Annotated in this window: 2 protein-coding genes; both read left to right on the top strand. The window is 46.0% G+C overall.

Translation table 11 applies throughout. From position 1 onward, the window contains the following. The first annotated feature begins 12 nt into the window (after positions 1-12). Positions 13-3,846: a non-ribosomal peptide synthetase gene (locus tag ACP69X_RS14570; RefSeq protein ID WP_426052791.1), complete on the top strand. Its 3,834-nt coding sequence runs from the start codon at positions 13-15 to the stop codon at positions 3,844-3,846. 63 nt (positions 3,847-3,909) lie between these two features. Continuing rightward, complete coding sequence (locus ACP69X_RS14565; protein ID WP_426052790.1) at positions 3,910-14,043, top strand: amino acid adenylation domain-containing protein; 10,134 nt, start codon at positions 3,910-3,912, stop codon at positions 14,041-14,043. Positions 14,044-14,045 lie beyond the last annotated feature (2 nt).

Genomic DNA, 14,045 nt, shown 5'->3' with positions numbered 1-14,045 from the left:
AGGATGAAATAGATGAGTCAATTTAAAAGGGATCAAGTTCAAGACATGTATTATCTGTCACCGATGCAAGAAGGAATGCTGTTTCATACCCTCCATCATCAAGAAAAGGGCTTCTATGTAGAGCAAATGGATATGAACGTTAAGGGCACACTGGGTCATGACTTACTTGAGAAAAGCATGAATATCATCGTGGAGCGGTACGATATTTTTCGTACCGTGTTTCTCCACGAAAAAGTAAAGCGCCCTGTCCAAGTTGTGCTAAAGGAGCGTCCTTTTACACTTCATGTTGTGGACTTGCAAGATCTTTCTGAAGACGAACAGCTTGAACGTATCGAGAAATTCAAACAACAGGATCAGCTGAGAGGATTTGACCTCTCGAAGGATTCTCTCATGCGGGCATCTGTTTTCCAAACGGGTTCTGCCAGCTATCGCTGGATATGGAGCTATCATCATATCCTTCTGGATGGCTGGTGCTTTGGACTTGTGGTGCAGGAGTTGTTTGCGATTTACCATGCACTTTTACATGACGTCCCTTATAAGCTAGAACCGGTCAAACCATATAAAGAATATATAAAGTGGCTGGAAAAACAAGATAAACAAGCATCACTTCAATATTGGCAGCAATCATTAGCAGGGTTTGATGGACAATCAACCTTTAAAGAACAGCGAAAACAAACGAATGAACATGAATTAGGCGAAATTGAATGGTCTATGAGCAAAGAAGAAACGGCCGCTTTATCAGAGTTAGCGCTGCAGCAAAATGCGACGTTAAGCAGTGCGCTTCAATCCGTTTGGTCAGTTCTGCTGAGCAGGTATCAGCGGTCAAATGATGTGTTGTTTGGAACAGTTGTGTCAGGACGCCCGGCAGACTTGGCTGGCGTTGACAGGATGGTTGGATTGTTCATCAATGTCATCCCAAGAAGAATTCAGCTGACGGATCATATGACATTTCGTGCACTCCTGTCAGAAACACAGCAGCAGTCTCTTGCAGCCGAGCCGCACCAATATATTCCGATTTATGATATTCAGGCAAAGACAGGTCAGCAGCAGCTCATTGATCATATTGTCGTGTTTGAAAATGTCCCAGCCGCAAAGAAGGACGAGCAAGAGGCACGGTTAGGGTTCACGGTGGAGAACATGAATGTCTATGAAAAATCAAACTATGATCTCAATTTGCTTTCATCGCCTGGAGAAGAATTACTATTGAAGCTGGCCTTTAACAAAAGAGCGTTTGATCCTCAATTTGTTCACAAGTTAAAGGAACAGCTCAGTCTATTGATAAATGAGGCGGTCAAGCATCCCGATCAATCGGTTCATACACTCCCACTCGTCACGAAACAGGAAAAACAGCTGATTCTTGAGGAATGGAATGCACCTGAGCTTGAGCATGACCAATTGTATTTGTCAAAATGGTTTGAGCATAATGTCCGCAAACAGCCAAATGCAGTGGCACTATCAGCAGAAGAGCAAACGATGACATATGCCGAGCTGAATGAACAGGCCAATCGATTGGCAAGGCATTTGCAAAAAAATGGGGCCGAACATCAAACGGTCATCGGCATTTTAGCCGATCGAACGCCTGAACTCATTGTCAGTCTGCTTGCTGTCTTAAAAGCAGGCGCAGTCTATGTGCCAATTGATCCCGATTATCCTGAAAGTCGCATTCAATATATGCTCAAAGACAGCGGAGCGACGCATCTTCTGACTCACTCATCCTTTATTGGTCAAGCAAAGGGACTTGCGTTTGCTGGCACGTATCTGTTTGCAGATGATCAGGAAATTTCACTGATGAGCTCAGATAATCTGCCGCAAGAAGCGGGTTTACACGATACGGCTTATATCATGTATACATCAGGCACAACGGGTCAGCCAAAAGGCATCATGACAACCCATTCCAATATTGCCCGCGTGGTCAAAAATACGAACTACTTAACCATTTCAGACACAGATACATTGCTGTCGCTATCCAACAGCGTATTTGATGGCTTTACCTTTGATGTATATGGTGCGCTTTTAAACGGGGCGAAGCTTGTCCTGCCGAAAAAAGACACCATTTTAGATATGCACGAGTTGACGGAGCTGATTAAAAGAGAAAGCATTTCTGTCATGTTTGTTCCAACTGCTTTATTTAATCTTCTCGTTGATGAAGAAACCGATTGGATGCGCAGTGTGCGCAAGGTGCTGTTCGGAGGGGAGCGTGCATCTGTACAGCATGTGAGAAAAGCCTTTGATGTCATGGGAAAAGGCAGACTAATCAATGTCTACGGCCCAACCGAATCAACGGTTTTCGCCACCTATTATCCTGTAGATGAAGCTCCGCCGATAGAAGCGCATTCTATTCCAATAGGAAAGCCGATAAACCAAACGGGTGCTTATATATTGAGCCAGCAAGGACAGCTTCAGCCGATTGGAATGGTTGGAGAACTTTGTCTCAGCGGCAAAGGACTTGCGAAGGGGTATTTGAATCGTCCTGATCTGACAAAAGAAGTCTTTCTCACGCATCCATTTGCTGCGGGAGAAAGGCTGTATCGTACGGGAGATTTGGCTTATTTTCGAGCAGACGGTCTGATTGAGTATGCAGGCAGAGTGGATGATCAGGTGAAAATTCGCGGCCACCGAATTGAGCTGACAGAAATTGAAGCCCACCTTCTCATGCATCCGGGCGTAAAGCAAGCTGCCCTTATAACTGATCAGCATGGCTCGCAGCATACAAGACTGCTCGCCTATATGACGTGTGAGGAGGAGTGGAAGGACAAAGTTGATGTGATTAAGTCAGGGCTGAAGGAGAAACTTCCTGCTTACATGCAGCCTCATGAGCTGATCAGACTTGAGAAAATGCCGCTGACACCAAATGGAAAAGTTGATAAACGTCAGCTGCCAAAGCCAGAAACGCCTCAAGGAAACCGCCATGTGAAACTTCCGGCAAATGAGGTAGAACAAAAGCTGCTTGTCATGTGGCGTGAAGTGCTTGAACGAGATGATATCAGTACAGATGACCATTTCTTTGAGCTTGGTGGACATTCTTTAAAAGCGATGTCGCTTTTATCAAAGGTGTCGAAGGAATTCGAGGTTCAGGTGCCTATTCACTTGCTGTTTGAGACGCCTACAATTGAAGCCATCAGCCGTTATATTCAACAGCAGGATCATGAAGCTGCCGGCTATCTTGTATTCAATGAATCTCAGTCTTCAACGGTCTTTGCGCTGCCGCCATTACCGGGCTATGGCTTTATCTATCAGGAAGCCGCCAAAACGCTTGATAGTGTTCGTTTGATCGCCTTTGATTTTATTGAAGCTGATCACCGCATGACGCAATATGTTCAGCATATTCAGCACCTTCAGCCTGAAGGGCCGCTGACTTTGATGGGCTACTCTGGCGGCTGCTATATGGCCTTTGAGCTCGTTCAATCACTTGAGCAAGCAGGGCGGACGGTGGATAAGGTCATCATGATCGATTCCTATAAGAAAATTGGAGAAAGTGATTTAGAGGGACGATCCATTGATGACGATATCGCAGCGATTGTCCATCAATCGAAGCAAAGTGAATTTGCCCAAGAAGAGCTCGTTCAAGAAGCGCTTGCTCAAAAAACGCGGGCCTATTATGAAACATTTGTTAAGGGGGTGAATCAAGGAAAGATACAAGCAGATATTGATTTCATCCAATCGGAAGAGCAAATTGAGATTCCAGACTGGATGGATCATTGGGAAAAGGCGACGACCGGTGCTTATCGCTATTATCAAGGCTACGGTCAACACGCTGACATGTTCAAAAACAAAGAATGTGCAGCCCAAAATGCCCAGCTGATCCAAAAGATCGTGAATCAAAAAAATAGAGAAGCCGTTTTGTGAACTTTAGTTCAGGCAGGGGTGCATGTTGACAGCCCTGCCTGTCAAAAAAGGAAAGGAACTCATATGAAACCATCAATTATAAATAAATCAAATGTACATGAATCAATGGATACGATTTTACAAGATGTACAGAGAACGATTTTACAAACCAACGAAATCGAACGCTTCGCTGTTTTTTCTCATGAAAAAACCATTCGACCGCGGCCATATCACCTCTCTCATTTATTTCTCGACAATCACATGGAGCAGGAGGCCGCAGCTGAATCGATACAGATGCAAACGGCTTCCCCTGCTTTAGCGGACATGCCGCCCGCCCTTTCCTATGGAGGGGATCTAGATGTTAAGGCAGGAGCCCAAACCTTGCAGGACGCCTTAACAGAGGCGGCAAAAACGAAAAATGGTCTGACTTATATCGTCAATAGTGAAAATGAACTCACACAATCCTACGCGCAGTTAAAGGAGGACGCCGAGCGGGTTCTGACAGGTTTGAGGGCGTTAGGACTTGAACCGGGTGATCCTGTATTCTTTCAGTTTTCATCCAATCAAGCGATGGTAACAGCCTTCTGGGCGTGTGTGTTAGGCGGATTTGTTCCAACGCTAGTGTCCGCTGCACCAACCTACCGGGAAATGAACGCCTCCGTGAAGAAGCTTCATCATGCGTGGAACCTGCTGGAGCATCCGATCATTTTAACAGATGACTCGCTGATTGATGAGGTGCAAGGCTTAGCTTTATTGTGGCATACAGACAAGTTACGTGTCGCAGCCGTTGAGCCGATGCTTTCTTTAGAAAGAGATATAGAAGCTTATCCAGCATCACCGGATGATTCAGTCTTTTTTATCTTAACGTCTGGAAGTACAGGGATGCCCAAATGCGTAGAGCATTCTCATCGAAGCGTGCTGGCGAATGTCAAAGGAACAGTGGCAGCCAATGGGTTTACACAAGAGGATGTATCGTTAGACTGGATGCCTTTAGATCATATTGGCGGTATTGTGATGTTTCACCTTGTCAATGTGTACACGGGCTGTGAGCAGGTTCGGGCAAGAACAGATGATTTTATCGCTCAGTCGCTGCGCTGGCTTGACTGGATGGACCGCTACCGTGCAACGAAGACATGGGCGCCTAACTTCGCATTTGCGATGATCAATGATTATGAGAAAGACATTTCATCAGGATCTTGGGACCTTTCTGCTATGACCTGTATGATCAATGGGGCAGAAGCGGTCGTACCGAAGACGATTCACCGATTTTTACACTTGCTGGCTCCGCACGGCTTAAAGGGAGACGTCATTAGACCAGCATTCGGCATGTCTGAAATCTCTTCAGCCGTTGTCTTCTCTTTTGCGATAGAGCGGGGAGATGAAAGCAGCGGAGTCCTAACCTTTGAGGAAACATCACTCACAGAGCAGCTAAGACCAGCGGAGGCACGTGAGACAGGAACCGTCAGCTTTACAGAGCTGGGAAGACCAATTCCGGGTATTACGATTCGTATCGTTAACCATCAGCATGAGCTTCTTCCCGAAGATCATATTGGCAGTGTGCAAATTAAAGGGCCGACGACAATGAAGGGCTATTACAAGAATGACGAAGCGAATCAAGAAGTTTTTCAAACAGACGGCTGGTTCCACACGGGGGATTTAGGTTTCCTGCACGAAGGAAGGCTGACATTAACCGGTAGAGAAAAAGACATGATCATCATCAACGGGAAAAATTATCACAACTATGAAATTGAAGTCATTGCAGAGGAAGTACCCGGCGTCGAAACGAGCTTTGTAGCCGCTTGTTCCGCTCGGATGGAAGCATCTGCATCCGACGAGCTGATTCTCTTTTTTACACCGAAGCTGTATGAACCTTCTTATATCATGAGGGCAAGTCAAAATATTAAATCCCAAATTGCAACAAAAATGGGTCTATATGCATCGCGCGTGATCCCTGTCCAGAAGCATGCCTTTCCGAAAACAAGCTCTGGAAAAATAGAGAGGGCACAGCTCAAGAAGCGATGGCAGGAAGGCGAATTCGATGAAATCATCAAGGAGCTGGACATCAGACTTGAAAATGAACACACCTTGCCTGATTGGAGTTTACAAAAGAAGTGGATACCTGATCCGCTCCATGAAGCTGAAAAACAAACTTTAGGGAACACGGTGATCTTTGCAGATACATTAGGACTGGCAGATCAATTGAGATCCCTTTCAAGCAATGAACAAACCTTTATTACGGTTGAACCGGGTCAAGCATTCACACAACTCACACATACACACTTCATCATCCACCCGAATCGGCCGTCTGACTACGAACAACTCTTTGAGACGCTCCGTTCGTATGGCGTTTCGGTGAAACAAATCATTCACCTTTGGAACTACACAACTCAAGAAGACACACTTCATGCAGCGATGGCGAAAGAAGCGCAGAAAACTGGCAGCATGAGTGCATTATATGCAACAAAAGCGATCGCTGCCTATGAGGAGCCGGTAGAGATCACCTTTGTCTCTGCTCATGCGATGAATTTGCCGGAAGATCAAACACATGATGTGGAGAAAGCAACGACAGCAGGATTGATGACAGCTGTTCAGCATGAATGGCCGTTTATCAAGGTGCGGTGTCTTGATTTTTCTCTGGCAGAATCAGATGCAGTCCGTTCTCATGCATCATCGATCATGACAGAGCTTACACATGACACAAGCCATCATATCGCCGCTTATCGCGAAGGTGTTCGTTATACTCCTCTTTTAACGCCGCTTCATCTGGAAAAAGAACAAAGGAGGAAGAAGCCGCCATTTGAATCATTCGGGCTTTACATGATGACAGGCGGGCTTGGCGGCATTGGACGGTTGCTGAGTGAGCACCTGCTGACATCCTATCAAGCGCAACTTGTGCTGGTTGGAAGAAAGGCGAGAGAGGCTTTATCTGTGGAGCAGCAAGACGTATTGATTTCACTTGAGAAACTAGCGGAAAAGCGTGGCGGTATAGTTCTTTATGAAAAGGTGGACATCACTGACGCAAAAGCCATTGAAGCCTTGATCTCAAAACAGGAGGCGGCTTTAGGCAAAAGGCTGCATGGCGTTATTCATTTCGCTGGCATCATTCAAGAAGAGCTGCTTCGTGACATGACGTCTGTGTCATTACATGCGATGTACGAAGCGAAGGTATATGGCACGATTGCGCTACATGAAGCAGCTTCTAAACGGCAGAATGTCTTATTCCTTTCTAGCTCCTCAGCTCGAACGTTAAAGGGCGGGATGACCGTTGGCGCTTATTGCGCGGCCAATGAGTTCGTTGAACAATTTGCTCATTATCAGAGGCTGACCTCTACAGTAAAGCCGTATTGCTTTAGCTTTAGTATGTGGGATGAGACGGGAATGAGTGAAGGCTCAATGATCAAAGGCATGCTAAAAGAAAGAGGCTATCTCCCGATTCCAAAACGGGCGGGCATTCAAACAATGCTGGCATGCTTGATGACAGATGCTCCTCTCATTTATATCGGGCTGGATCGGTCGAAGCAGGATATTCAAGAAATGATACAGGGGGATATTCAAACAGAACAGGCCGTATATGTCTTTTTCAAGACCGATCAAACAAAAGCTATTGAAGAAAGGCTGTATCAGTCCATTTATACGTGTATACAGTCTCGTCTATCTGGGGAATGTTCCGTACATCTATATCCTGAAGAATACTGGAAAGAAACAGAGGATGGGATGCCGGACGAAGTGCATTTCAATGAATTAATAGAGGAAAATGGACAGGGTTCAGAGGACAGAGCACCTCAAACTGAGACGGAAAAACTCTTGGCGCGCATTTGGTCCGAACTGCTTGATGTTTCAAACATCAGCTGTGGTGATCACTTCTTTTTACTCGGAGGTCATTCGCTCAAGGCAACGCAAATGCTGTCAGCTGTTAGGCAGAAAACGGGATTTGACGTGCCGCTCGCCGTTCTTTTTGAGCATACGAGACTTGGAGAGTTAGCGGACTGGATTGATTCATATGCCAAAGCCGATGAAGCGATTCCGATACGGAAAATAGAAAAGGGGCAGGAGCTTCCGATGTCCTATGCTCAGCAAAGACAGTGGTTTCTCTATCAATTACAGCCCGATCTAGCATTATACAATAATACGATTTCCTTTCGGATGAATGGACCTTTAGATGTAAAGGTGCTTCAGCACAGCCTGCAGCAAATGGTGCAAAGGCATGAATCGCTCAGAACATCCTTTGCGATGAACGGCGATGAACCGGTACAGATCATACATGAGCATATGACTCTTCCAGCGCTTGAGGTGGTAGATGTATCAGAGCTGGCATCACAGGAAGAAAAAGAACAAAAAGCGGCTGAATGGGCGAAAAAAGAAGCGGGCACACCTTTCCGCTTAGAGCAAGATGCACTTTTTCGCGCGAAATTAATTCGGCTGTCAGAAACAGATCATTTGCTGCTCATGTCCATTCACCACATCGTGTCAGATGGCTGGTCGATTGGCATTGCCGCAAGGGAGCTATCCGAATGGTATACAGCGATGATCGAGGGGAGGGAGCCTGATCTCTCACCACTGTCAATTCAATATGCAGATTACGCACTATGGCAGAAGGAGTATTTGACGGGAGAAATACTTCAGAAGCAGCTTTCCTATTGGAAGGAGCAATTTGCGGTACCTGTGGAAGAGTTGATGCTGCCGTATGACTACACGCGTCCAGCCGTTCAATCCTATAGGGGAAAAACGAAAAAATACCGCTTGTCGAAGCCGTTATCTGAGCAGCTGGCGGTTCTTTCTAAGAAAACAGACAGCACCCTTTATATGACATTACTTTCGGCTTTCTCTACCTTGCTGCATCGATTGTCTTCACAGGATGAGATTGTCATTGGATCCGTCATTGCCGGGAGAAATCGGACGGAGATGGAGCAGCTCATCGGATTTTTCGTGAATACGCTGGCACTTCGGATCGATCATAGCGGGAATCCGGCTTTCACAGAGCTATTAGAGCGAGTGAAGGAAACAACAATGGGTGCCTATGCGCATCAGGATGTGCCGTTTGAGATGGTCGTAGATGAACTGAATATTGTACGTGAGGCTGGGAAGCAGCCGCTGTTTCAGGTCATGTTCGTTCTGCAAAACCTGCCCCTTGAAGCTTCTCCGATGGGTGAGGCGACATCCGTTTTAGCCATTGAAGATAATGATACGGCCAAATTCGATCTATCCCTGTTTGTTTTTGAAGGGGCGGAAGGTCTTCAATTAAAACTAGAGTATGATACAGACTTATTTTCTGACGACACAATGGAACGGTTCCTTCTTTACTACGAGAAGCTGCTTGCATGTATTTGTGAAAATCCAGCACAGCCAATCAGACAAATGAATTACCTGCCAGAGAAAGAGAAGCAGCAGCTGCTCTATGAATGGAGCGGCAAAACAGAACAACCAGCGGGCCCGCTTCTCATCACAGAACGGTTTGAAGCACAGGTGAAAAAGACACCTCATGCGATCGCCCTCGAATCTGGGGAAGACCAGTGGACGTATCAGGAGTTACAAGAGAAAGTCAATCGGCTTGCCGCTTATCTGCAGCAGCGAGGAGTGAAGCCGCATGAACCTGTAGGGCTTCTGATCGACAGGTCGCCTGAAATGATTTTTGGGGTGCTGGCGATTGTGAAAGCAGGCGGGGCCTACGTCCCAATTGATCCTGAATATCCAGATGCACGAATTGATTATATGCTGAGGGATACAGGTATTCAGCTGTTACTAACAAAAAATGAATGGCTGAAACAAGTCTCGATCAGTCAAACCGAGCTCATTTGTCTTGATCAGGGATATGAAGAGTTTTTATCAGAGGGAGAACTCAAACCTGCTGCCTTAAAACCTGATGGACTCGCTTATATCAATTACACATCAGGATCAACCGGCCAGCCAAAAGGGGTTTTGATTCCGCATCAAGCGGTCATCCGGCTTGTATGTGAAACAGATTATGTCACCCTTGATGAACATACGCGTATTTTACAAATCGCTAGCTTTTCCTTTGATGCCTTTACGTATGAAATATGGGGAGCCCTGCTCAACGGAGGAAGGCTGATACTGACCGATCGAAATACGATTTTATCAATGGATACGCTGGCTGACACGCTGACATCTTACAAGATCACAACAGGATTTCTGACAGTGCCGCTGTTTAACCGATTAACAGAGGAACATCCAGAAGCTTTATCTGGATTCGATGCCTTATTGGTCGGTGGTGATGCTTTGTCAGCTGCTCATATCCGTAAAGCGCTGCCGTATTTACCTGAAGGCCTTTTAAACGGCTATGGACCAACTGAGAATACGACGTTCTCCTGTGTGCATCACATTCGGGCAGTGGATGAGGGGCAGGTGGCGGTTCCTATCGGTCAGCCAATTGCGTATTCACAAGCTTATGTACTAGACGACCAGCTGCAGCCGGTTCCGCAAGGTGTCATTGGAGAGATCTATGTAGGCGGTACAGGGCTTGCACTCGGTTACCTTGGAGATGAAGAAAAAACATCACAATCATTTATCCCGCATCCTTTCCAAGAAGGAGCGCGTTTATATAAAACAGGCGATATGGGCCGCTGGCTGCCAAACGGCATCATCGACTGCCTAGGAAGAATCGATCATCAGGTGAAAATTCGCGGACACCGCGTCGAATGCGGGGAAATTGAAGCCGCTATGCTGCGCTTTGAAGACATCATAGAATGTGCAGTCATTCCGCACCAGCATGAGAGTGGCCACAAGCGGTTGATCGGTTATTTTGTCCAAAAGGGCAGCGTGACCACGCAAGACATTCGCCATCAATTAAAAGAAATACTGCCAGATTATATGGTGCCAAGCCTATTAATAGAGCTGGAGGAACTCCCGCTCACGGCAAATGGCAAGGTAGACCAAAAACGTCTCCCGCCGCCAGAGTGGAGACAGGAAGAAGTGGACAAACCGGCTGACAGGGCACTCAGTGAGGAAGAACGTGTACTGGAAAAAGTGTGGACTCAGCTGCTCGGCACTCCTTCGATTGGCGTACATGATAACTACTTTGAGCTTGGCGGAGATTCGATTATTGTCATACAAATGGTGGCGCGCTTAGCACAGGAAGGCTACGTCATTCAGCCGAGAGATGTATTTGAAAAACAGACGATTTCACAACTGGCACTCGCTATGAAAAAGTCAGATGCTGCTGCGTTCTATGATCAGTCGCCTGTCACAGGAGCTGTTCGTCTGCTTCCGATCCAATCATGGTTCTTTGAGCAATCATTGATAAACCAAGATTACTGGAATTTATCTGCCCATATGGAATTCAAGCAATCCATACAGCTCAAGCAGCTGACACAGGTTCTCTCAAACATTGTCGATCATCACGATATGCTGAGAGCGATTTATACAAAAGCAGCAGATGGCTCGTGGATTCAAACCATTCGTGCGCCTGGCATCACCCCTTGTGTCACCTTCTTTGATCTGACGAGTGTTTCTCAGGAGGAAGCGCTGGAACAAATCCGTATGGAGACCGCCGCTTGTCAAGGAACGCTGTCATTAGAGCGAGGAGAAGTCATCAAAGCCGTTCTTTTTCACACAAGTGATGGTACGTCAGAACTCTTTATCGCTGCCCATCATCTTGTGATGGATGGAATCTCATGGCGCATCATACAGGAAGACCTATTAAATGGACTGAAGCAGCTTGCGGCAGGGCAGGAAATCGCGCTTGCGAAGAAAACTGCGTCCTATCAGCAGTGGGCAGAGGCTCTTTATGAATATGCACAAACCGATCAATTACAAGAGCAGGTTCCTTTTTGGCAAAAGATCACGAGCCTAGAGGAAGAGGGTTCTCCTTTTCAAACACCTGCGCTTTTCAATATAGAAGAACATGCAGAAATCCTGTCTATTCAATTGACGAAGGATCAAACAGATATTTTATTAAGACAGGCATCTCAAGCGTACCGAACAGAGGTAAACGATTTACTTTTATCAGGACTCACGCAAGCCGTTGGAAAGCCACTACTTATTACGTTAGAAGGGCACGGACGCGAGGATTTATTTGAACAAATGGATTTGTCACGAACAGTCGGATGGTTTACAAGCTCTTATCCTATTTTTATTCCTTTTATTCAAACCGATGTTGAGAGACAAATCAAAGATGTCAAAGAAACCTTAAGAGCTGTGCCGCAAAAGGGAATCGGCTATGGCTTGCTTCAATACATGACAGCAACTCGTTTACTCAAAAAGGCAGCGCCGCAGATGAGCTTTAATTACCTTGGACAGTTAGATCAAATAGACGGTGAGACACACCTTTATATAGCTGATGAACGAAATGGACATGTACATGATCCAAAAGCAGAAAGACAGCATTTGATCGATGTGTACGGATATGTTGTGAACGGTCAGCTTCAGATGAATTTTATGATCAATCGTGAACTGCTTCAGTATGAAGAGGTGCGCCTGTTACCTGAACGGTTCAAAGAAAAAATGGAGGATATTCTGACGCATTGTGTAGAGACAAAAGGCGGTTTTACGCCATCTGATTTTCCAATGGTTCAGCTGACACAAAAGCAAATCGATGATCTCACAGACAATGTAGTGGATGTGTATCCACTATCTCCAATGCAGCAAGGGATGCTGTTTCATGCTTTATTAGATCAAGCGTCACAGGCGTATTTTGGTCAAGTGCATATGACGCTCGAAGGCTTAACGGACGGCACAGCCTATGAAAAAGCCTGGAATCTGCTTGTGGAGCGTCATTCGATTTTGCGGACAACATTTGCTTGGGAAGGGCTAAAGGAGCCTGTTCAGTTGATTCAATCAGAAGAAAGCATTCACCTCACTCAGCACGATGTGCGCCACCTGAGTGAAACGGATCAGAAGGAAGCCATCGAGCAATATTTGCAAACAGATCGTTTAAAGGATTTCAAACTAGAAGATACGGATGAACCGCTGATTCGTATTGCTTTATTCCATCGTGATGAAAACACATGCACGTTTGTTTTTAGCTTTCATCATATTTTAATCGATGGCTGGAGCTTGTTCAGCTTTATTGAAGAATCCTTTTCTTTGTACCGCTCTCTTGTGGATGAACGGGAGGTGGATCTTCCTGCTGTCCGTCCATATAAAGATTTTATCGAGTGGCTGCAAAAGCAGGATCAAGAGAAGGCGCTAGCGTTCTGGAAACATTATATGTCAGGAGTAGAGGAGGCCACGCCGCTTCCAGGAGACGACGGGCATGCTTCGGATGAAGATGCAGGTGTTGATCAGCTAAGTATCAGACTAACGCCCGAGATGCAGGAGAAACTCGAAAAGATGACAGGCAAGCAGAAGGTGACAATGAGCACCCTGATTCAGACAGCATGGGGGCTGCTTTTGCATCTTCATTCAGGATCTGATGATGTCGTGTTCGGAGTGACAGTATCAGGACGGCCGGCGGATTTACCACAGGTTGAAAGCATGACAGGGCTCTTTATTAACACATTGCCGCTCCGTTTGTCGATTACGCCAGAGTGGACCATTTCCAAGCTGCTGGCACATACGCAGGACACAGTTTTTCAGATGCGGGAATTCGAATATACCGTACTGCCAGATATTCAGCAGCTGACCCACATCCCGAATGGAGATTCATTGTTTAACAGCATTGTCGTGTTTGAAAACTATCCGATTGAATCTATCGAGCCATACGGAGTGCGCATTTTAGACATTGCGAGTCATGAAGAAACGAACTATGACCTGACCCTTGTGGCAGTTCCGGGAGATACGCTAGAGCTTCGGGTCACATATCGCTTGAATCAATATACAGAAAAGCAAATACAAGCGCTGATGCAGCAGCTGATCCACACACTTGAAGCGATGACAGAACAAATGGAGACACCCCTTTCTTCCTTCACAATCGTCACGAATGAAGAAAAAGAGCGGATGATTACCGATTGGGCGAAAAACGCACAAGTCAGTGTGCTGTACCCAGATCAAGAAGAGGTCTATTCAGGTGTACATGATCCTTCCTGTGAGACGGAAATATATGTCCTGAGCGAAGAGCATCAGCTCATGCCTATAGGATTCCCTGGAGATATTTTTATCGGCGCAAAGGATATCAAAGCACTTTGCGGGGAGCTTGCTGATTGGATGGAGACGCATAAAATTCCACATCCATTCAAACATCAAACTGGCGAATACCTCTATCCGACAGGGGATGTCGGCGTTTGGACTGAAAAAAACAAGATTCAGATTTTGGATTGGATGTAGGA

The sequence above is a fragment of the Bacillus sp. DC4300-2b2 genome (assembly GCF_049895685.1).
In the GTDB taxonomy this organism is placed as follows: Bacteria; Bacillota; Bacilli; order Bacillales; family Bacillaceae; genus Bacillus; species Bacillus safensis.
This window is presented reverse-complemented; position numbering and strand designations above follow the sequence as displayed.